Annotated in this window: 16 protein-coding genes; 4 read left to right on the top strand and 12 right to left on the bottom strand. The window is 49.8% G+C overall.

Going from position 1 to position 23,035, the window contains the following annotated elements; translation table 11 throughout:
* Positions 1–60: 60 nt before the first annotated feature.
* Positions 61–543: a ribosome maturation factor RimP gene (locus AC2YIT_RS14870; RefSeq protein WP_430845607.1), complete on the bottom strand. Its 483-nt coding sequence runs from the start codon at positions 541–543 to the stop codon at positions 61–63.
* Positions 544–711: 168 nt separating this feature from the next.
* Here AC2YIT_RS14870 and AC2YIT_RS14865 point away from each other — a divergent pair, with 168 nt between their 5' ends.
* Positions 712–1,797 (top strand): endonuclease/exonuclease/phosphatase family protein, encoded by a 1,086-nt coding sequence (locus tag AC2YIT_RS14865; protein ID WP_487279679.1) that lies wholly within the window; start codon positions 712–714, stop codon positions 1,795–1,797.
* 24 nt (positions 1,798–1,821) lie between these two features.
* Here AC2YIT_RS14865 and AC2YIT_RS14860 read toward each other — a convergent pair whose 3' ends face one another.
* Entirely contained in the window at positions 1,822–2,187 is a 366-nt protein-coding gene (locus tag AC2YIT_RS14860) for a DUF4907 domain-containing protein (protein WP_487279678.1), read from the bottom strand.
* Positions 2,184–3,221, bottom strand: a complete 1,038-nt coding sequence (locus AC2YIT_RS14855) for a Kelch repeat-containing protein (RefSeq protein WP_487279677.1) — start codon at positions 3,219–3,221, stop codon at positions 2,184–2,186. Before AC2YIT_RS14855 ends, AC2YIT_RS14860 begins: the two co-directional genes overlap by 4 nt.
* A gap of 485 nt (positions 3,222–3,706) precedes the next feature.
* Between AC2YIT_RS14855 and AC2YIT_RS14850 the strand changes: the two genes are divergently transcribed.
* Positions 3,707–5,107, top strand: coding sequence for a DUF4270 family protein (locus AC2YIT_RS14850; protein WP_487279676.1), 1,401 nt, complete (start codon positions 3,707–3,709; stop codon positions 5,105–5,107).
* Between the two features lie 56 nt (positions 5,108–5,163).
* On the opposite strand, the gene AC2YIT_RS14845 is transcribed toward AC2YIT_RS14850, so the two are convergent.
* The 6 genes from AC2YIT_RS14845 to AC2YIT_RS14820 form a co-directional block, all read right to left on the bottom strand.
* Positions 5,164–6,066 (bottom strand): bestrophin family protein, encoded by a 903-nt coding sequence (locus AC2YIT_RS14845; RefSeq protein ID WP_487279675.1) that lies wholly within the window; start codon positions 6,064–6,066, stop codon positions 5,164–5,166.
* Positions 6,067–6,156: 90 nt separating this feature from the next.
* Positions 6,157–9,327, bottom strand: coding sequence for an efflux RND transporter permease subunit (locus tag AC2YIT_RS14840; RefSeq protein WP_430845613.1), 3,171 nt, complete (start codon positions 9,325–9,327; stop codon positions 6,157–6,159).
* Positions 9,328–9,366: 39 nt separating this feature from the next.
* Positions 9,367–10,506, bottom strand: a complete 1,140-nt coding sequence (locus AC2YIT_RS14835) for an efflux RND transporter periplasmic adaptor subunit (protein WP_430845614.1) — start codon at positions 10,504–10,506, stop codon at positions 9,367–9,369.
* 85 nt (positions 10,507–10,591) lie between these two features.
* Positions 10,592–11,956 carry a TolC family protein gene (locus tag AC2YIT_RS14830; protein ID WP_487279674.1) on the bottom strand — a complete coding sequence of 455 codons (1,365 nt, stop codon included), beginning with the start codon at positions 11,954–11,956 and terminating at the stop codon, positions 10,592–10,594.
* Positions 11,957–12,338: 382 nt separating this feature from the next.
* Positions 12,339–14,051, bottom strand: coding sequence for a sodium:solute symporter family protein (locus AC2YIT_RS14825; protein ID WP_487279673.1), 1,713 nt, complete (start codon positions 14,049–14,051; stop codon positions 12,339–12,341).
* Positions 14,048–14,191, bottom strand: a complete 144-nt coding sequence (locus AC2YIT_RS14820) for a hypothetical protein (RefSeq protein WP_170118858.1) — start codon at positions 14,189–14,191, stop codon at positions 14,048–14,050. Before AC2YIT_RS14820 ends, AC2YIT_RS14825 begins: the two co-directional genes overlap by 4 nt.
* Before the next feature lie 221 nt (positions 14,192–14,412).
* Here AC2YIT_RS14820 and AC2YIT_RS14815 point away from each other — a divergent pair, with 221 nt between their 5' ends.
* Both AC2YIT_RS14815 and AC2YIT_RS14810 read left to right on the top strand, forming a co-directional pair.
* Positions 14,413–16,200 carry an alpha-L-rhamnosidase-related protein gene (locus AC2YIT_RS14815; RefSeq protein ID WP_487279672.1) on the top strand — a complete coding sequence of 596 codons (1,788 nt, stop codon included), beginning with the start codon at positions 14,413–14,415 and terminating at the stop codon, positions 16,198–16,200.
* Between the two features lie 18 nt (positions 16,201–16,218).
* Positions 16,219–19,059: a family 78 glycoside hydrolase catalytic domain gene (locus AC2YIT_RS14810; RefSeq protein ID WP_487279671.1), complete on the top strand. Its 2,841-nt coding sequence runs from the start codon at positions 16,219–16,221 to the stop codon at positions 19,057–19,059.
* A gap of 5 nt (positions 19,060–19,064) precedes the next feature.
* Here the strand turns inward: AC2YIT_RS14810 and rfbD are convergent, their stop codons facing one another.
* The 3 genes from rfbD to AC2YIT_RS14795 all read right to left on the bottom strand — a co-directional run bounded on the left by rfbD (position 19,065) and on the right by AC2YIT_RS14795 (position 22,510).
* Complete coding sequence (gene rfbD, locus AC2YIT_RS14805; protein ID WP_487279670.1) at positions 19,065–19,931, bottom strand: dTDP-4-dehydrorhamnose reductase; 867 nt, start codon at positions 19,929–19,931, stop codon at positions 19,065–19,067.
* Positions 19,932–19,990: 59 nt separating this feature from the next.
* Complete coding sequence (locus AC2YIT_RS14800; protein ID WP_487279669.1) at positions 19,991–20,971, bottom strand: T9SS type A sorting domain-containing protein; 981 nt, start codon at positions 20,969–20,971, stop codon at positions 19,991–19,993.
* 168 nt (positions 20,972–21,139) lie between these two features.
* Complete coding sequence (locus AC2YIT_RS14795) at positions 21,140–22,510, bottom strand: sugar transferase (RefSeq protein WP_430845621.1); 1,371 nt, start codon at positions 22,508–22,510, stop codon at positions 21,140–21,142.
* Positions 22,511–23,035 lie beyond the last annotated feature (525 nt).

The following is a 23,035-nucleotide window of genomic DNA, read 5'->3' as shown; positions in this document are numbered from 1 at the left end:
TAAGTTATACATATTATATAATTGATCACAACCGGGAAATGCTATTCCGGCCTTGTGAGTCTATTTAAACGAGATTTCGATCAACGCCTTGGATATTTCATCCAGGCGGATCGTCCGCACCAGCGACGCCTCGTCGACCGGTGTCTTCGGCTTTTTCTTCGGAGCGGGCAGTTGGATGGTAATGCTCTCATCACCTGCGTCGGTCAGGTTTCCAAGGAGGGCTTCACCGGTTTTCAAGGTAATCTTGAGGTTCCTGCCCACATTTTTCTTGTACTGGCGCGGCAGCACCAACGGCTGGTCCAGGCCGGGGGAAGAAACTTCCAGCGTGTACGCGTCTGTGAATATTTCCAGCTCTTCAAGCTGCTTGGCGAGCCTGCGGCTGATGGAGGTGCATTGCTGAATTGTAATGCCCTCGTCGCTGTCGACAAGGATGGTAACTTTCTGGCTCGCCTTCGAAGGTTTCATAACGATGTCTACCAGAAAACAATCGCCATCTACCAGAAGTGGGGCCAGCAAAACTTCTAAATGTTCCTTTACGGTCATGTATAAGCTATACAAATAAAAAAGGGGATTTAGACCCCCTCAATCAATCGATCAAAATAGAATTGGATGCAAATATAAAATTATTTTATCATTTCTACAAACATTCGGGGATGTCTTCCAAATCCATTTCCGTCGCCTATTTTTGCAAAAAAATGCTATTCTGAATCAATGAAGGGGATCAAGAGGTTACTGTGGTTTTTATATCAATGCTTTGCTTGCTATACCTTGCTGATTTACATGCTGATACTGTGGGTGCCGCTGGATGGCTGGGTGGCCGGTTTTATGATGATGTCCTTTCCGGTAGTGGTGCTTGTTCACTTGATTTCAGTGCCCGTTTGGTTCATCGTTGAGAAGAAAAAGGCCATTTTGCCACTGATTATGTTTGTCGCCGCAGGTTTATTTCTTTCCAGGACGTATCAGTTCGGTGGTTCCCGGGATACGCCTGCGGAAAAGAACGACAAACGCAAGTTCTCTGTAATGAGTTACAATGTGCACGTATTTCAAAAGTTTTCAGAGTGGCGGACCGAAAGCGCGCGTAAGGAAATCAGCGAAATGAAAGCCTGGATAGGGGACAGTGGTGCAGACGTGTTGTGTATGCCGGAGTATTACGATGAGGATGACAGCATTTTCGATTCGGGAAACTACCTGCGAAAAAAGGGATACAAACATGCGGCCCATTTCTATCGGCGGAAATACGGAAAAACGTATTGGGGGCTGGTAATACTTTCGAAATATCCTATCATAGCATCCCGTGACACGGTTTTTGCAGCACAAAACGGTATGATCCAGGCCGACATCAAGGTTGGTCGCGATACCGTGCGGGTGATTGGTCTGCATTTGTATTCGATGACGCTGGGCCTGAGTAAGCTGGTGCATCAAAAGGAAATGGATGGTGTGAAGGCTGAGGGGCGCATTACACTCCGGAAAATGAAAAACGGCTTCACGCAAAGAGCCGAAGAGTTTACCGTTTTGCAGGACTGGATCGAAGCATCGCCTTATCCGGTGCTCGTGTGCGGGGATTTTAATGAAGTGCCTTACAGCTATATTTATGGAAAGCTGCGAAAATCACTTAAAAACAGCTTTGAAGAAAAGGGGCAAGGATTTGGCTTTTCTTACAATCACCTGCCTTATTTTATCAGGATAGATCATCAGTTTTTTGATGAGCGTAAACTATCGTTGCTTGACTTCACTACTTATTCTAAAATAACATACTCGGACCATTATCCGATCATGGGCACTTACCGTTTCAAATAAAAAACAGGCTCCGAAGAGCCTGTTTTACTGATATTTAATGCCGAGACTGTCTAGCTCGTGTGTGGAGATAGTCGGCGGGAAGACACCCTGGTCGAGCTTATGCTTGACCAGCTTCCCCGTTTTAGCGGCCTCCTGCTCCGTTGCAAAACCATTCATGCCAGGCACTCCCGGAATAACCTTCTGCTCGATTACCAGTGTGGTATCCTGACGGATATTGTAACCCCAGCCATGCTCGCCCTTTATCGTTTCAACCTTGAAACGGGAAAGGCCTTCGCTGCCCTGATTTACACCCCGTTCCTTAAAGAACAGAAAGTAAATCGCTGCTGCGAAGGCCGTTGCCACTGTGGCCAGTATTCCAATGATCAGGACTCTGCGGTTTTTGCGAATCACAGATCGTCGTCGTCGTTAATTGGCTGGCTCGGATCGAAGCCCCAGAAGTCGTCTGTTCCCCCTGAGCCGGCTGCACTACCTGTTCCCAGGTAACCGATTTTACCGATTGTGAATGCGCCAGCAAATCCTCTTTGAGTTGGGAAAGGAGCTCTTTCGAGCCAGCTGTTGGCACCCGGATCATATTCCCATACATCAGATCTGCCTTCACCGCCAACAATATAAGCTTTGCCGTCGATCACAAAAGATGAGCCGTATGCGCGTGCAGGAAATTTATCCTGGTCGAATCCGGTAGCGAAGTCGATGCGGGTCCAGTTACCTGCGCCGCCGTTACCCGCAGGGTCGAAGCTGTAAATATCTTTGAAAGACGTGTTAGAGTTGCTTTTGCCGAACCCAACATAAGCCTTTGAACCAATGGTGAATGAAATAGCACCGGTTCTTTTACCACCTTTAAATGTAGCCATTTCGGTCCATTTGTCGGTAGCAGGGTTGTATTCGTAAAAATCCTGATAGTAGTTGGTGGCGTTGAAGCCCAGACCTACATATGCTCTGTCGTTTACAACGAATGAAGTTGCAAACTGGCGAGGGCCGCCGCCGAAGTCGGCAATAGCATCCCATTTGTTAGTAGCAGGATCGTATTCGTAGAAATCTTTTTTGTAGCCGTTGTCGACGGTGCGTACGTCGTCGAATCCGCCACCCACATAAGCCTTGCCTTTCAGCACGAACGCAGTGGCGTTGTTACGGCCTGTGCCGGGGAATGGAGTTATTTGGGTCCAGGTCTGTCTTTCGGCATTGTAAGCCCAAAAGTCCTTTACCCGGGCAACTGTTTCATTTGTATAACCAGTACCAATGTAACCTACGCTGCCAATTACAAAACTCACTGCGTTGGTCCGGATCGATCCTCCGAAGTTGGGCAGATCCTTTCTGAACCAGTTTCCGCGTTTTTCTTCTTCATCCTTGTCGCCGCAGCTTATCTGCACCAACGCGGTTGAAGCGACTAGAAGGGCTAACGAAGTCTTTTTTAAGGTATTAAACATGAAATTATTGTTTGACGAATTGTTACAAATGAGTAATGAGACTTAATGATAATTTTTATGGACTGGCGGCCTGTACGCGATACAACCAGCTCAGCCGTAATCTAAATTTTTGCAAACATAACATCTTGATACTGCTAAGTAAAATAATCAGAAATTTTTTGTCCAAAACTTTAATCTGTCAGTTACTTTCAACGTGTATCGGGTTACAATGTTGCTCCGTGGCACGGCAGCCGGCAAGTCGTGGGATGCATTCCAACCGCAAAAGGTTTAAAATAGTCCTTGCACTTTTACGTTTCTTACCGGGTTTGCCACTATTGCGGTGCTTACGGCGTAACGGTTGAAAAGCCTTTGCTTAACTCTTACGTATGCATCCTGTTTTTTGTTGCAAACCGGATTTTACTTTCTTATTTATCCGAAATCGTTGAATCATGTTGTAATTAAGAATGCAACTGATATTTTTGCACTTTTTACTGTTCTTACTCTAAATGAAATTTCAGTCTTATTCCTTCGGGAAGTCGTCCATAGTCTCTAAGCTTCTGATCATAATTGGATTTGCGTTTTCGCTTGCTGCGTGCGAGTGGGGGGATGAGATCGAATCCCTGGCGCAACCCGATCCGGACGATTTCGCTGTGTTAAATGCCGATACAGTGACTGTTAATCTGTCCACGATTGGTACTGATTCACTTCAAACCGGAGCTACGCTGCGCCTGCTTTACGGCACATATAAAGACCCTTACTTCGGCCGGGTAAAGACCATGGGCTTTTTTCAGCCCACTATTAATGGTTCGGAAAGCGTTGCACAGGAAGCGCAATACGATTCGCTGATCCTTTCGCTCAGATACGATAACAAATACAGCTACGGCGACAGCACCAAGCCAATGAATCTGACGGTTCATAAGCTATTGAAAGACATTACCGATATTCCTGCTGATGCCGCTTACTGGAACCACAATCTCACTCCTTATGATCCGGTGGCGATCGGAAAGGTGACAATCACACCACGTCCGAGAACTTCTTCTGTATTGCGGATCAGGCTTTCAGACGTTCTTGGAAAGCAGGTTTTTGAAAAAGCCCGCGCCAATCAATTGAGCTCTGCCGACTGGATCGACCTGGTGAAAGGACTTGTGTTGGTGCCTGGTTCAACGGATAACAGCGCAATCATAGCTTTTCGCAGGGATAGCCTCAGCACCTCTGTGCAGCTGCATTACCATACGCCGTCGGTGAGCGAGTACAAAAAAGATTCAGCCGTATTTCAGGTTACTGCGAGCTACAATCACGTCACAGCTGATCCTGCGGGAACGCAGCTTGCCAAATTGCCTGCGAATAAAAGAATTGCGCTGCCTTCGACGGAATCAGGCAATATGGCATTCATGCAGGCCGGAACTGGGATTATGCTTCGCGTAGATTTGCCCTACCTCCGGAATTTCAGATTTGCGCAATACACTGCCATCAACAAGGCATTTTTGAAGATCAAACCGTTGAGAGGTACAGTTACGAATGCATACACGCTTCCCCCTGTGCTGTATTTGTACCGCGTTGACAAAAATAACCAGTTTTATACGGATGCGAACGGCGCGCCATTGGCCGTATCGATCCTGGGTGGCCAGGGAGGTGCATATAGCCCGCTGGTGAATGACCTGATCAAAAATGAACAATATTACCGTTTTGATATCAGCTCATATGCAACCGAACTTATGGTTTCCGAAACCGGCGATGTAGGTGGGATTATCATCCGCAGCAGCCCATTCAAGGCAAGCGGGCTTTTCCGGGAAACCGGCAGCGAGTACTCGCAGAGCGTCGACCGGCTGGTGGTAGGAGATCAGCGCAATACGACCGAGAAGGGCGTTGAGCTCGAATTGTATTACACGAAGGTTAAGCCGAAATAGTAACTTTCAATACGCATAGGCAAAAGGGGGAAGCAAAACGCTTACCCCTTTTGCTTTTACATCACTATCCCATTCTTGGGCAGGATCTTCTCAGGCACCTTCTCAGCGCCGATCAGTTGCAGCAGGTTAATCTCGATATTGCGCGACATCGAAGTCATTGGAATATCGTTAGGTCCGTTTTCGAACGGGTTTTGCATGATATAGGCAATCCATTCCACATAAAAGAACAGGAAAGAAATCGTGAAAGTGATCGGGATGGCAATTCGGCCGATGCTTTCGACAAGGCCCATGGGCAACACCAGCGTGAAAATAAATATCACCAGATGTACAAAAAAGGCATATTGCGTAGGGAAGACCGTATTCTTGATCCGTTCGCATTTGCCCATCGCGTCGCAAAGTCTGCGAAGGGTATCATCGATATTCTGGTAGAGCAATGTCTTGATCTGCCCGGAATCATGTAATGCAGCAATTTTGAACTGGATAAGATTCAGAATGGCGTTGGGAATATTGTCTTGTGTGCTTACATACTCGCGCTCTTCGGCGGTCAGGTGAAGGTCGGCATACACGAGGACCTGCGTGCGGCGCAGCGAGTTGGCCAGCGCATAGCACCAGGCAATCTGCAAGTGGGCGATATTGGCGACCAGTTCGCGCTTTTCGTTCGCTGGCGCTTCGGTGAATGTTACGGCCTGTCGCACGAGCGTCCGACTATCGTTGACGATCTCTCCCCAGGATTTGCGCGCTTCCCACCAACGGTCGTAGGCAGAGTTAGTCCTGAAACCAAGTAGCAGAGAGAGCGCCGTACCGAGAATGGTAGTGATCGAAATGGGGAAGGAGAGAAAATGCCAGTTTTGATAACTGAAAAGATAAAATACCAGCGTTGCGTAAGCTGTAACCGCAACGACGCCCACCCAAATGCCTTTGAGCAGGCGCCAGATCGAAAAGACCTCTTTGACGTACATATATGATCATAATAAGTTCTTTGCCAAAATATAAAAAGCGGACCATAGTAAGACCTATGATCCGCTTTTCGAAATAAAAACAATATACTGTTAATGTGCTGGAGCGTCGGCGATATTGCCCGGCTTAACTGGCTGATTGCCTTTTTTGCCAGTTGCGAGCTTTTCGATGGCTACAAACAATACAGGGACCACGAAAATCGCCAGGGAGGTGGCGGCAAGCATACCACCGAATACCGTCCAGCCGATGGTTTTCCGTGATTCGGCAGCGGCCCCGCTTGCAAACGCGAGCGGAAGTACCCCTAGAATAAACGCGAGCGAGGTCATAATGATCGGCCGCAAACGCAGCTGCACCGCTTCGAGTGTTGCTTTTACGAGCTCCATTCCGTTATCAACCCGCTCTTTGGCGAATTCAACGATCAGGATCGCGTTCTTGGCCGCCAAACCAATCAAGGTGATCAGACCGATCTGCGCGTAAATGTTGTTGGACAAATTCGGCAGGAAGGTCAGCGTTAAAATCGAGCCGAATGCGCCGATCGGTACGGCGAAAAGTACCGAGAACGGAATCGACCAGCTTTCGTAAAGCGCAGCAAGGAACAGAAACACAAAGACAATCGAGATCGCGAAGATGGTCACTGTGCTGTCTCCGGCTTTAATCTCTTCACTACTCATACCTGAAAATTCGTAACTGTAACCGGCAGGAAGTTTGGCGGCCTCTTCACGCAATGCGGTGATCGCCTGACCGCTACTGAAACCAGGTTTAGGCGTACCATTGATCTCCACAGAACGGTAGATATTGTAGTGCGAAATCAATGCAGGGTTTTCTACGACGCGGGAAGTGACCAGCGCGCTGAGCGGTACCATATTGCCGGCCCTGTTGCGCACGTAGAACTTCTGGATTTTGTCCAGCGAGGAACGGAAACTGCTGTCGGCCTGTACCATTACACGGAAGTTACGGCCGTAGAGGTTGAAGTCGTTGACGTAGGAACTACCCAAAAGTGTCGACAACGAGTTGAACACATCATTCACCTGCACACCTAGTTTCTTGGTTTTATCCCGGTCAACATCGATCTGATAGCTTGGCGTCCTTGCATTGAAGAAGGTATAAGCCATCGCTATTTCAGGACGTTTATTAACTCTTCCCAAAAACTCGCGGGCTACTGCTTCAAATTGCTGGATATTGTCGGTACTGGTAGACTGTTGCAGCTGGAAAGTGAAACCGGAAGTCGCACCCAGACCCGGGATCGCAGGCGGGGCGATGGCAAGCACGCGCGCTTCCTTGATATCGGCCGTGCGCTTCTGGATTTCCTTGATCACCGCCTGTACGTGGTGCTCTGCGCCTTTACGGTCGGCCCACGGGTGCAGGCTCACGAACATGGTACCCACGTTGGATTTGTTCGAGAAGCTGATCACGTTCAATCCGGCAAGACCACCCACTACTTTCACTTCCGGAATCGAGGAGACGCGCGACATAATGTCTTTGATCATCGCCACGTTGCGGGTTGTCGAAGTCGCTTCCTGCATTTCATAGGTTACAAAAAGGCGGCCTTCATCTTCTACCGGAATAAAGCCCGAAGGTTTGTTTTTGAAAAGAAAGAACAAGCCTACAAACAAACAGACCATCATCACCAGCACCAGCGGCGTGGCTTTGATCCATTTGGAAACGCCTCTTGTGTAAGAGTGCGATACTTTGTCAAACCAGCGGTTGAAACGGTCGAAGAATTTTTCGAGCGCGTTCTTGCTCTCATCGGCGCCTTTGGAAGGCCGCAGCATGATCGAGCAGAGTGCCGGCGTGAGCGAAAGCGCTACAAAAGCCGAAAGCAGTACAGATACTGCGATCGTGATCGCAAATTGCTGATAAAGCCGTCCTACGATACCCGGAACGAAGCCTACCGGCACGAATACAGCCGCAAGGATCAAGGCAATCGCGATTACCGGGCCGGAAATATCCTTCATAGCCTGTTCGGTAGCGGCGCGGGGCGACATTTTCTTTTCATCGATATAATGCTGCACAGCTTCCACCACCACAATCGCGTCATCCACCACAATACCGATCGCGAGTACGAACGCGAAGAGCGTGAGCGTGTTGATCGTAAATCCGAAAGGAATGAAGAATATAAATGTACCGATCAATGAAACCGGGATCGCTAGGATCGGGATCAAAGTCGCCCGCCAGTTTTGGAGGAACAAAAACACGACAAGTACCACCAGGATCATCGCCTCGCCAAAGGTGTGAAGCACTTCCTCGATAGAGACCTTCACGACTGACGCTGTTTCGACAGGGATCACATAGTCGATGTCTTTGGGAAAGGTTTTTTTCATTTCGGTCAAAGCCTTCATCACACCCTCGTAGGTATCGAGCGCGTTGGCACCCGGCGCCTGGTAGATGAGTACGAACGCCGCAGGCTTGCCGCTTACGAATGCATTCACCCCGTAATCGAACTTGCCCAGCTCTACGCGCGCCACATCGCGCAGGTATACGACACTACCCTGTTCGGGCGCCGAGCGCACGATGATGTTTTCAAACTGTTCCTTGGTATTCAGGCGGCTGTTGGTCAGCACGCTGTATTCGAATGCCTGCGCGCCGGGTTGCGGAGTACCGCCCACCGTACCTGCCGCGATCTGCAAGTTTTGTTCTGCCAATGCCGCCGAAATGTCGGATGGAGTCATTCTCAGGTTGGCTAGTTTCTCCGGATTGAGCCAGATACGCATCCCGAAGTCGTCCGCACGGGACACAATATCACCCACACCTTTCACGCGTTGCAGCGCGTCCTTGAGGTAGATGTTAGCGTAGTTACCAATGAACTGCGCATCGTGCGTGCCGTTGGGCGAGTACAATGCGAGGGCGATCATGATACTAGGCTGGCGTTTACGCACCGTCAAGCCAAGGCGTTTCACCGCATCGGGAAGGGTTGGTTCGGCCACGCTGACACGGTTTTGCACGTCAAGGGCGGCGATATTGACGTCAGTGCCCACGTCAAATGTGACGTTAATGCTGCTTTGGCCGCTGCTGGTACTGTTACTGGACATGTAGGTCATGCCGGGCACACCGTTGATCTGCGTTTCAATAGGGGTAGTCGTTGTCTGCTCGACGGTCTGGGCGTCGGCCCCTGTAAAGTTACCGCTAACTGTCACGGTAGGAGGGGTAACGTCGGGATATTGGGCTACCGGCAGGGTGGTCAGGGCAATGAGCCCGACCAGGACTATCACCACCGAGGATACTATCGCGGTGACCGGCCTTTTTATAAAAACATCTGCAATCATTTCGTACTGGTTTATGAAATAGTAAAACGGACCGGCTGCTTATTTCTTGGGAGCGGTACCCTGAGCCTGCGCTGGCGCACCTTCCTGTATAACTGCTCCTTCGCGAAGGTTCTGCACACCTTCCACCGCGATTTTCTCGCCTTCTTTAAGCCCGTCTTTGACGATGATATTCTTGCCGATAGCAGTACCAAGCACCACTTTGCGCTGGGTAACCTTGCTGCTGTCGCCAGCGACGTATACAAAGAACTCTCCCAATTGCTCTGTAACGGCTTTGTAAGGAATCACGACGGATTTGGATCCTGCATTGTTGAGTACCATCACAGTGCCGCTCATGCCTGCCCGGAGCTGATTGTCCTTGTTGGGGAAAACAAGACGGGTCTTGATGCTACCGGTCTGCGGATCCACGGCGCGGTCGAGCAGCGCGATCTTACCGTGTGCGGGATAGATGTCGGTTCCGAATTTGATCGAGAATGTCGAATCGTTCGCCTTTTGAGACTTCATCAAGGAAGTGAATCGGTAAATCTCTTTCTGGTCCACGTTGAAATCGACGGCAAGCTGATTGTCGGTCGAAACCGTGTTCAGAATGGTTTGGCCCGCTGAAACCGGCGCGCCGACTTTCACTTGCGAAATACCGATGACGCCGTCGAATGGCGCGACCACTTTCGTGTAACGCACGCTGGTCTGGCTGGCTTTAATGCTTGCCTTGGCAGCATCTACCTGTCGTTTTGCTACTTCGAGCGCTGCATCCGCGTTATCGACGAGCTGTTTGGCTACCGCGTCGTTCTTTTCGAGCTCATGGTAGCGGTCGGCATCTTTCTGAGCGCGGGCCAGATTAGCTTCCTGTACATTCAGGTTAGCTACCGCCTGATCGTAGTTGGCGTCATAAAGCTGGGCGTCGATCGTATAAAGCAGCTGGCCTTTGCGCACGCGCGCTCCGTCCGTGAAATGAATGCCGGTTACAAAGCCGGTAACCTGCGGGCGCAGCTCGACTTCGTTCAGTGGCACAACCGTTCCGGGGTACTCGTCATAGTAGGAAGCCTCTGAGGAAGCTACTTCTGCCAGGGTTACCTGTACGGCCGGAGGAGCGGTAGGCGCCTGTTGCTGGTCTTTTTTGCCGCATGAGAAGATCGTCAATGCAAGCAGGGCAGCGGGGTAATATTTTGTTGTATTTAAATACATATCATTAAAGTATTTTCTAATGGAAGCTGGTGTTAAATGGATTGATGACGGGTCGGGCCGCGTAGGTCGGGCCGGGCCGCACCTGTTATTGAATGTTGATCTGTCCGAGTGCTTTCTGAACGTCGATCTTGCTGGCCAGTACCAAATACAATGCATTGTAGTAATTGATGCGGGCCAGACGAAGGTCGGTTTCGGAGGTAACTACTTCCAGGTAAGTTTTAATACCTGATTTGTATTGCAGCTGGATCACATCATACACCTCACGCGCGAGCTCAACATTTTCTTTCTGAGCCAGCAGGTTAGTCAAATTGCCTTTGTAATTGGCCAAAGCGCTGGCGTATTCAGAGTTTACATTGTTTTGCAGGCCTTTCAGATCCCAGTCCAGGCGTTTGAGCTGCCATTCGGCCTGTTTGGTATTCGCTTTCCTTTTACCGCCCTGGTAAATAGGCAGCGAAAGAGTCAGCAAGCCGAACGAGTTGGGATAATTCTTGTTATAAAGGTCCGAAAAATGGTTGTTCTGAAAGTTCAGGTTATAGGCTCCGTTCAGCGATAAATTGGGCAAATAGCTCCATTTGTTGTACTGCAAATTCGCTTCGGCCAACTTTTTCTGCGTTGCCAGGATCTGGTACTCGATCCGGCTGTTCAGATCCACATTCTGCAAAGTATCCAGGGCAATTTCACGCTCCATTTGCAAAGTGTCATAACTGATTTGCAATGCCTTGTTAAGCGGATAACCCATCAGCGTTTTCAGGTATTCCAGTTTTGCTTTCAACACTTCCTCGTTGCTTTTCTTATTGGCACGGGTGTTGTTGAGCGAAATGGTAGCCCGTTTATAGTCAATCTTGTCGGTAACGCCGGACTTGTACTGATTCTGGGCATCTTTCAGGCTGCGTTCGAGGCGCACGATGTCTTCTTCGGCCACGCGGATCTGCTGGGTCGTGGCCAGCACATCATAGAATGCCTTGGAAACACTCACGGCCAGGTCGGTTTTGTTGTTGACCGTATTCTGGCTAGCTGCGAAGAGTACATCGCCGCGGGTACGCTTGGCCAGTAGCACATCGCGGTTGAAGATCTGTTGGGAAAGCGTGAACTGTGTAGCCGAAACGTTGTTAACCCCCAGTTTCACCGGGTTACCTGCGATAATGCTCGTTTGAACAATAAAGTTGTGCTGCAAATTGTAATTAAAGCCGATCTGCGGGTACCAGTCGGCCAGTTTGGCACGGACCTGATTGGCGGTAATCTGCTCGTCGATTAGCGATTGCTGGATCGCTGGCTGGTTTTTGATAGCGTACGCAACCACTTCCTGTAAAGTTGCCTGTTCCAGGACCGGCGCTTCCCGGTTACTTTCCTGGATGCCCTGAGCCAGGGCGGTACTGAGCAAATTCAATAAGAGGAATGCCGAGCTAAGCGCCAAACGCGTCGTTTTTTGTGGCTTAGACCAATGCTTCATGTAGGTGATCAATTAGAATTTTGGATAGAAATTAAGTGTTTCTGTCTGGTGATGAACAGGTTTGATAATTGGAAAAAATCGTGAAAGGACCAGCTATCTGTGGCTAGGAACAGGATTTTGACCCCCGAAAAGAAAGGATGGATTGGCAATAGCATGGCCAGCAGGTTTAGAGAACGTTTTTGTAAACAATCGGTGACATTAGTGGGCTGCGTATAAGCTTCCCCGTTGTCTGATTGTACTTATTAAGGATTAAAATGAGGGAATAGTTTCCTATCTCTTTGAAAAAAATAGGTAGGGCACCATGAATTCTTTAAAATGTGTAATTTTAAAAGAGAATTGTGCCGTATTAGGACATTTCAAAGGCTTTCGCTGTGCGTAAAAATTACGCATTAGGCTTTTCTTCGATGCGTGTTTCATGCTGCGGCCAGATCTTCTCGATCAACCCTGCGAAGATGATCACCAGTACGCAGCCAATTAAATTCAGCCAGAGAAAGGCCGTCAGGTCGATCATATAACTGACGATCACGAATATTTCCCCTATAATGCTGCCAAAGAAAACCGCCCGGCTGCCGATCCTTTTGAAATAGAATGCGACCAGGAATATGCCCAGAATCGTCCCGTAAAACAATGAACCCAGGATATTTACTGCCTCGATCATACTGCCCAGCCGCGAAGCATATTGGGCGACCGCAATACAGAATACGCCCCAGAAAAAAGTCGCCCAGCGGGAGGCGGCCACGTAATTACGGCCATTCTCGTCTTTCCGCACGATCCTTTTGTAAATGTCAACGATTGTGCAGGAAGCCAGCGAGTTATAGGCCGCAGCCACCGAGCCCATCGAGGCCAGCAGTATCACCGCAATGAGCAAGCCAACCATACCCGCAGGAAGGTAGTCGATCACAAAGCGGAGGAAAATGTAGTTCACATCGTTGGTATCACCGCCGTTGGCTTTGGAGAGCACTGCCGCCGCCTCTTTGCGCACATCCTTGACCTTGCCTTCCAGATCCGCCAGGACACTGCGGGAGGCTGCAATCGCTTGCTGATCGTCCTTGCGGATAGCTTCGGTAAGCGCCATGACCTGCGGACGTTTTATGGCCTGGATTTGTTCATGCTGCTTTTCAAGGGCTGCATATTCGGTCGCATAGGGGCTGGATTTGACATGATCGACAGCCGTCTGGTTGAAAAAAAGCGGTGGCGTGGTGAACTGGTAAAACGCAAACACGAGCACACCTACCAAAAGGATCAGAAACTGCATTGGGATTTTAAGAAGGCCGTTCATCGCCAACCCGAGCTTGCTTTGGCCTTGTGAGCTGCCGGTCAGAAAGCGGCCGACCTGCGACTGGTCGGTGCCAAAATAGGAGAGCTGCAAGAAAAAGCCGCCGATCAGTCCCGACCACACATTGTACCGGTTGTTTAAATCGAATGTAAAATCAATCAGATTGACCTTTCCCATCTTGCCAGCGACATGCAGCGCGTCGGTAAACGAAACCTGCTCGGGTAGGAACTTTACCACCATCACACCGGCCACGACCATGCCGATGGTGATAATGCCCATTTGCTGCAAATGCGTATGTGAAACGGCCCGCGAACCTCCCAGCGTGGTATACAGGATCACTACGCCGCCTGAAATAATGTTGGTCCAGGTAATATCCCAACCCAGAATGGCCGAAAGGATCAGCGAGGGGGCATAAATGGAAAGGCCCGTGGATAAACCGCGCTGCAGCAGGAACAAAAATGCGGTGAGCGCACGCGTACGCAGGTCAAAACGGCCTTCGAGGAATTCGTAGGCGGTGAATATTTTAAGCTTGCCAAATTTGGGCACGAATGTCACGCAAAGTACCACCATTGCCAAAGGCAGCCCGAAGTAGAACTGTACAAAGCGCATACCGTCGGTATAGGCCTGGCCGGGAGCGGAAAGGAAGGTGATGGCGCTGGCCTGGGTGGCCATCAGCGACAATGTCACATGGTACCAGGGCATGGACTGGCCGGCGAGCAGGAACGAATCCATCGTGTGCTTCTCACGGCTGCGGTAGATCCCGTAAAGTACAACAAATAAGAGGGTAAGCGAAAGAACAATCCAGTCGAGTGTGCTCATTGAAAATGGGTCATAAATAAATAGAAGAGGACAATTTGCAATGCGAGCATGCCGATCAGCAGAATGTACAGCTGTTTCCAGCTATTGACAAATGGGGGCAGCCCGTCGCGGTCCTGCGAGCTATTTTCTTTTATGATCATCGTTCGGGTCGAAGGTTTAGTACTGGAAACGGCCGGGTATTGTACCACAGGCAAAAGTAGAACGGTTTTGACATACTTTTAGCATGTAAAAATGTTAACGAAGCGTTAACGGTAGCTATATCCGTCATTGGGCCGGACAGGACAGAACAGGCTAGTTGACTAGTTTATAATTATTTATTTTCCCGCAATATTACAATCCTAAACGCCAAAACTACCTACTTGTGAAAAATTACCTGGCCTTCCTTTCATTTTTTCTATGCGTCTTTGCCGGCAAAGCATTTGCGCAGGAGCTTTCCGGTTCCGGACCATCCAGTGGGGGATTGCCTCCCATTTTCGACAACAGTTATGATGCAGAGAAGGATTCGAGAATCAGGCAGTATCTATCCCCCAAACGCATTGTGTGGATGTCTGACCGCAGTGGCGCCAGTGTGGTGGACGCTTCCAATCTGCTCAGGAAAGGCACCGGCCAGGCGGATCTGGTTCACACCAGTTTCACCAAGCTAATCAGCAAGGAAGGCCAGACGCCGGGGATATTGTTTGATTTCGGAAAAGAGATACAGGGTGGCATCCAGATCGTGACCGACCAGCCGGCGGACCATAATCCGATCCGAATCCGCATTCGTCTGGGTGAATCGGTCAGTGAGGCGATGTCCGATATCGACACCATTCAGGGGGCAACCAACGACCACGCTATGCGCGATTTCGTCATTCAGGTGCCCTGGCTGGGCGTCATGCAGGTAGGAAATTCCGGTTTCCGCTTCGCCCGCATCGACCTGGTGGACCCGGATCGCGAGCTGCAACTGAAAGAAGTACGCGCTATTTTCGAATACCGCGATATTCCCTACCTGGGCTCCTTCAAAAGTAACGACGAGCGCTTGAACACGATCTGGAATACAGGCGCTTACACGGTGCATTTGAATATGCAGGAATACCTTTGGGACGGTATCAAGCGCGACCGTTTGGTGTGGGTAGGGGATATGCACCCGGAGGTGATGACGATCAACACAGTTTTTGGTAAAAATGAGGTCGTAGCCAAAAGCCTGGATCAGGCCCGCGACATCACGCCACTGCCAGGCTGGATGAACGGGATTAGCGCCTATTCGATGTGGTGGGTGCTCATTCACCGGGACTTATATAAAAATCAGGGCGATTTACTGTATCTGCGCAAGCAGCAAAAATATCTTGTCGCGCTGCTGGACCAGCTCATGGAGAAAACCAAAGACAATAAGGAAGACCTGGACGGTACCCGTTTTCTGGACTGGCCATCGAGCGAAAACCCGAAGGGCATTCACGCCGGCCTGCACGCGATGATGATCATGACGCTGGAGGCCGGTGCAGAGCTTTGCCAGATCCTGGACGAGCCCGCGCAAGCGATCCGCTGCAAAACAATGGCCACCCAGATGAAAATGTATGTCCCTGATGCCAACGGCTCCAAACAGGCAGCGGCATTGATGGCCCTGGCAGGGCTCATACCTGCCGAAAAAGCCAATGCCGACGTAATTGCCGTAGGCGATTGCGAGCGTTTTTCGACGTTCTATGGCTATTACATGTTGCAGGCCAAAGCCAAAGCGAAGGACTACACCGGTGCATTGAACTGCATCCGCAATTACTGGGGTGGCATGCTCGATATGGGCGCCACCACTTTTTGGGAGGATTTCGATCTGGCCTGGACCAAAAATGCCGCGCCAATCGACGAGCTGGTCCCGGACGGAAAAGATGACATTCATGGGGATTTTGGCGCTTATTGCTATAAAAAGCTCCGCCATAGCCTTTGCCATGGCTGGGCTTCGGGGCCTACTTCCTGGCTTTCCGAGCATGTGCTGGGAGTGAGCATTGTCGAGCCCGGCTGCAAGACGATCCGCATTCAGCCAAACCTGGGCGATTTGCAATGGGTGGAAGGTACCTATCCGACACCGATGGGAGTGGTCAAGATCCGCCACGAGAAGCAGGCGGATGGTACGGTCAAATCTAAAATCGATGCGCCCAAGGGGGTGAAAGTGTTGCGTTAAGATTTAATTCGCTTTTTTATGAAAAGAAATATGCTCTCGGTTATGCTGGTATTAACTATCCTTACGGCAAGCGCAAAGGGATTAGTGCCAGCTTACCTTCGCTGTGAATACAAAGAATCACCAGTAACGGATGTCCTTCGCCCGCGCTTGAGCTGGGAGCTGTCGGCAGATGAAAACAATCAGGTACAAACTGCCTACCAGATTCTGGTTGCCTCTTCTGTTGAAAAGCTCACAGAGAACAACGCCGATTTGTGGAATTCCGGGAAAGTAGCCGGTCGCCAAACTTCTCAGATCGAATATGCGGGAAAGCCGCTCGCCTCACGCGTGGTTTGCTACTGGAAGGTGCGGAGCTGGGACAAAAATGGTACGTCGGGAGAATGGAGCAGGCCCTCGCAATGGGAGATGGGGCTGCTGGATAAATCGGAATGGAAAGCAGCATGGATTGGCCTGGACCTGGACCATTTGGGTAAGGGTAAAGTATACCATCTGCCTCCTGCTCCCTATCTGCGCAAGGAAGTAACGATCCGCGTCGGGGTTAGGAAAGCACGGCTATATGTTACCGCATTGGGCCTGTATGAGTTTAGTATTAATGGTAAAAAGACCGGCGACGCATTTCTGACGCCCGGCTGGACGGATTATGACAAGCGGGTTTATTACCAGACCTACGATGTGACGGCCGATTTGAAAGCCGGTAAAAATGCATTGGCCTCGCAGCTGTCTTATGGCTGGTACGCGGGTTATCTGGGCTATTCATTATTAGTTCAAAACCCGGTGGTGCGCGCATTTTACGGGAAAGTGCCATTACTGAAGGCGCAATTGGAAGTAGAGTACCAGGATGGGAAGACAGAAACCTTCTTCACCGACCAGACCTGGAAAGCAAGCCCGGGTGCGCTGCTGGAATCGGATTTGCTCAATGGGGAAACCTATGACGCACGTTTGGAGCAAACCGGATGGGATATGGCGGGTTTTGACGACAGCCGTTGGAAGAACCCACAGATTTTTCCCGATAAAGCGGAGCGGAAAATACAGGTATATCCCGGTCCGCCGGTGAGAGTTACCCAGACGTTAAAGGCGGTAAGCCGGAATGACCGCGGCAATGGTACCTACATTTTTGATATGGGGCAGAACTACGCGGGCATTGTCAGGCTGCATGTAAAGGGTCATGCTGGCGACACGATCCGTCTGCGTTTTGGTGAAAAGCTTTATCCTGATGGCCGGCTAATGACCGAAAACCTGCGAATGGCCCGCGCTACTGATACCTATATATTAAAAGGCGACCCGGCTGGCGAGACCTGGGAGCCCAAGTTTACATTTCATGGGTTTCAGTACGTGGAGGTAGCCGGGTTGAGAAATGCGCCGACAGACGAGACGTTAACGGGACTAGCCATTGGCTCGGACACGCCAAAGGTCGGAACATTTGAAACTGATAATGCGATGGTTAACCAGCTTTACAGCAATATCGACTGGACGCAACGTGCCAATTATATAGATATTCCCACCGACTGCCCACAGCGCGATGAGCGGATAGGCTGGACGGGCGATGCGCAGGTGTATGTGAAATCGGCGACATTCAACCGGGACGTGGCTTCGTTTTTCACCAAATGGGTGGTCGATCTGAACGACGGTCAATACGAAAACGGTGCTTATCCGCTTTACGCACCGCGACCGAACCTTCGCAAAACTGATACTTTTTCGCCGGGATGGATGGAGGCCGGCATTATCTGTCCGTACCAGATTTACAAGACTTACGACGATACCCGCATGATCCATAACGGCTGGGCTGATATGGTGCGGTTCATGGATTTTCTTGATACCAGAAGCAAAGGGTCCTACCTCTTCAAAGAGAATGCATTTACCGACATCGATCCGAAAGGAGGCTTCGGGGACTGGCTTTCATTTGGCAAGAAAACCCCGCCGGACATGCTCGCCTCTTTTTACTATGCCTACTGCGCCGATCTGATGGCTGAAATGGCAGCGGCGATCGGCAATGCAAAGGATCAACAGCGGTTTAGCGAAACGGGTAGGAAAGTACGGGAGGCGATCCGCGAGCATTATGTCGATCAGCAGGGGCGTTTCAAATGTAATGATAAAGCTTATGGCAATGGAGCCGGTTATGTGGACGGTTCCCTGGGTTTTACCGGACACACCCAGACAGCCTATGCCAATGCCATTTACATGGATATTATCGATCCCTCGGACCGCGTCAAAGCAGGGGCGTACCTGGCCGAATTGCTGAAAGAGAACGGCGATAAGCTAGCTACCGGTTTTCTGGGTGCAAAGCCGCTGCTTCCGGCGCTTTCGGCCACGGGCCGCTCGGACCTTGCTTACAAACTATTTTTGAGCAAAGAATTCCCATCCTGGGGATTTGAGGTTGAAAACGGCTCTACCACGATCTGGGAGCGGTGGGACAGCTTCACCAAAGAGGATGGCTTTAAGTACAATGCAGCCATGAACTCGTTCAGCCACTACGCGTTTGGGGCTGTGTGCGAATGGATGTTTGGTAATGCGGCGGGCATCGTGATGACCAAACCTGGTTTCGAGACGTTTGACATCCGGCCAGAAATTGCCCCAGACGGTATGGGTAGCGATGGGATCAATCACCTAAAAGCCTCACTGCGCACGATTAGCGGTACCATTATTTCTGAATGGAGCAAGAAAGGCGGTATACTGACAGTGAAAGTGACCGTGCCCGTGAACACGTTCGCGCGTATATATATACCCGCGGGCGCGGATGCGAAGGTGCTTGTAAATGGACAGCAGCTATCTGCCTCCACGACGGTAAAAGGCCTTCGAAAAGAAGATAGCTGCGTGGTTGTCGAGGCGGGCTCGGGCAGTTATGAATTTACGGTGAGCAGGTAAGGCAACTAGCTTACCGTTTCATTTACCAGGCGATCTATACAGACGCCCAGACTGTCGCGCCAGTAAGGAATTCCGATGCCGAAAGTGTTTTTGATCTTGGACTTATCCATCACCGAATAAGCGGGGCGGACTGCGCGCGTGACATATTCCGAGGTTTTAACCGGATTGAGCTTCACAGTCGTTTCGCTCAGGTCGAATACCGCTTTGGCGAAATCATACCACGAAGTAACGCCTTCGTTGCTATAATGGTAAATACCATAGGATGTGCTACCGGATTCGGTAATATCCAAAATCACATTGGCCAGATCGATCGCGTAAGTAGGAGAGCCCACCTGGTCGACGATCACGCCCAATTGCTCGCGCTCGCGACCAAGGCGCAGCATGGTTTTAACAAAGTTGTTGCCGAATTCAGAATAGAGCCAGCTCGTACGGATGGTAAAATGCTCGGGCAAAATCTCGGTGATCGCTGCCTCGCCCTCCAGCTTGGTCAGTCCGTAGATATTTTCAGGCTCGGCAGGGTCGGTTTCGGAGAGTAATTTGGGAGTGTCACCTTTGAAAACGAAGTCGGTTGAAATGTGGATCAGTGTTGCCTGATGTTTTTTACATACCTCGGCAATATACGCAGCGCCGTCGCGATTGACTTTCCGACAGGTATCCACGTCGTCCTCGGCTTTATCGACAGCCGTATAGGCAGCACAGTTGATAACGAACTGCGGTTTCTCAGCCGTAAAAAGTTTATCGAGCTGTTCTTTGTCGAGGATGTTGGCGTTCTCTTCCGAAGGGAAGGAGATGTCGGTAATGTTACGTTCCGCTGAGTTTTTTTTAAGGCAGCTTCCCAACTGGCCTGAGGCACCTAATACGAGTATTCTCATTGAGTATTTATTGAAATACGTTGTTTGCAAATTTAAAGAATGCCTCAGGGAAGCAGGTATTATTTATTAATTATTATTTTGCGGGAAGTGATTTTGCCTTTATCGTCTTCGATACTCACCAGGTAAACACCTGCTGGCAGGTCGTTTACATTGATGCCTTTCTCGTAGTTCCGGTTAACTGATATAATGCTCCGGCCGCGCATGTCGACAACCGACACCTGTTTTATGCGCCGGCCATTGCGAACAAAAATCCTGTCACGCGCCGGGTTGGGATACACCGCGGCGTTTGCTTCATCCGCCGAACTGCTCCCTGGTTTCAGTATTTCGGTTCCGTTTGCTGCGACCAACAGGCTGTCGGCGCCTGGCGCCATTTCGCGGGTCGAGGAAAGATCGGCCCCGAATGTATAAGCCAGATAAGTGTTCGGCACGATTGCAGCGTTGGTCGTCATCGATCCTACGCTAATGTAGCTGGCGCCGCCAAATAACGATATCGGGTCGACTGTGGATGGGATTTTTACCCATCTGGATCCATTCCAGCCAATGATGTAAACCTTGCTAAGATTCCCACCCGGTGCAAGTGAGGACATACCGCTTTCCAGGTGCCATGATAGCGTGATTTTCGTAGCAGTTGTGCCGTTAATATCCCAATATTCCTGGGGCGAGACTTTGCCGATGTTAGCGTCTTTACTCGTGGCCGAAAACGGGGCACCTGTGGGAAGCGGTGGGTAGTTGCCTCCCTTGTGACTTGATGTAATGGCTACGGCCGGATTAGCCGAGAAATAGGCCCCTGTTGTTCCGTCTGCGCTCGCCGCAAATGGGCGATACACCGAATTGTCGCTGGTTGGAAAAATAAAGCGATTGCTGCCGGCAACTTTCACATAGCCGTCGACCATATTGGCGGTGACAACGGCAGTGCTGGGATAAGTAACCTTCCCGAAGGCCATGCGGTCGGTAAATATCCTCCGTCTTTGCGCGTGCAGGCTGTCCATCCCTGTCAGGAGCACGGATACGAATGCTAAAATACGTAAAACCCTTCTCATCTCTCCTTTATAAATTCTAAATGCGTATAACACTTTTTGTTACTCAAAAATAGAATTTATTCTACATATAAAAAAGCGTGCCCCGGGAAAATCGACAGTGTACAAACACAAAAGGCGCCATTGGCGCCCTTTGTGTTACATTAAAATATGGATACTGTCATAGAAATGCTACTGACCGCGCCCTAGGACCATTACCTGAACGGTTCTGAAAATCAGTTGGACGTCGTCGAAAACACTGTAAGATTTCAGATATTGAAGATCATATTTGAGACGCTCAACATTCTTGGCAACTGTATCGGCATAACCTACGTTGATCTGGCCGATGGAAGTAATGCCGGGTTTAACCGTCAAAAGGCGCTGAAAATCGTGGGGAGCAGCTTCCATAAGCATGTCCACGTCATATTTGTACAATGGGCGCGGGCCCACAACCGACATTTCACCTTTCAATACATTGATGAACTGCGGCAACTCGTCGAGGCGTGACTTCCTCAGTATACGGCCTATCGGCGTAATACGCGGATCGTCGTCGCCTTTGGAGTGCTGTAAGCCCATTTTATCGGCGTCCACGCGCATACTGCGGAACTTGTAGATATAGAACGGCTCGCCCCAGCGGCCCGACCGCTGCTGTTTGAAGAACACGGGTCCCGGCGAAGTAATCTTGATCGCCGCCCATACCAGGAAGAATACCGGTGCGCCAAGAATCATCACAATGATGGAGAATATCAAGTCGAATGCACGTTTTACAGTCTGCTCGTTCAGACTTGAAAACGGCTTGGTGTTGATCTGGATAATGGGGTACATGTCGTGGTACTCGATCGTAGCCATATTGGTCATAAAGCCACGGAAGTCGGGTACCAGGCGGATATGCGTCCGATGGCGTTCGCCCAGACGGATGACCTCCTTCACCTGCTCATCATTCATTTCCGAAAGGCAGCAATACAGATAGTCGAGACGCTTTTCTCTGACCATTGTTTCAAGCGATTCTATCGGGCTTTTCTCAGAAGCTGGGTCGATTGATCCGGAAAAACGGTAGCCTAGTTCTTTGCGTTCGGCGTAAAATTCCCGGATCAGCGCAGCCAGGTCGCCTTTACCTACGATGCCGTATCGATTGTAGTTGTACCCGGCCTGGCGGTATACTTTTAAAAACAATACGGACGCGGCGCGAGAAGTAACCGAAAGCACAACGAACAGCCCGTAAGTAAGCAGGAATTGCGTTCGGGAATATTCCTCTCCCTGTTTGGTAAGATAAAGGAACGCCATCATTACCGCTGCGTGGACAATCACCGCTTTCAGGAAGTTACCGATCTGCGTGTTGAAATGATAGGATAGCCTGGTGAAGCGGTAGGTCTTGAACAGGTAAATAGTGAATATCCACATCAAGTTCGCCATCAGTAGCAGGTTTATGTACTGATTTTCGAATACCGTGGTTACGCTGTTGTCAAACCGGAAGACATACGCAAAGAAGAACGATACGTTCAATAAGGCTACATCCACCCAAAGGTGCACCTTAGGCAGAAGCCCAGGATAGTGATTTTTCATAATTATAACGTTGAGTATGATGTTCGGTAAAAGTTGGCTTCGACGCATTGTGGGCGGTTCCGCGGCAACTTCCTTTGTCCCGTTGCACAAGTCTACGACTAATCTTTAAATATTTCAATACGTAGCTCGTATAAATTTTGAAAATAGTCGAATAGACGCTACTGGGCAGTAAAATTCTTATTATATAACTATTACTACTTTTTTTTGTTCTATTTGGTTGGGGCGGATTCTGAACGGTTGATGTTCGTTGTGAATCCGGTTTGGATTCGGGCCGGGATTGCCGGTTATCCAAAAATTGTACCAACCTGTCGCAGGTGAAACGGAAAAGCCAATTGCGGTTTAATACCACAACCTGCGGTGTATTGCTACTACATTCACAATGATACTTTGTAGCATATTTTCACCAAAGGTAACATAATTTGTGACAGTCGATTTCCTTGTACAGTAGACTGTATAAGGTCATAATGCCCAGCCAAAGCAGGAATATTATGAAGGGTAATCCAGCGAGTTAAGTAGGAATTTTGA

It is taken from the genome of Dyadobacter sp. SRI_021 (genome assembly GCF_057586235.1).
Note: the sequence above shows the minus strand (reverse complement) of the source record. Positions and strands in the feature narration are given on the sequence as shown.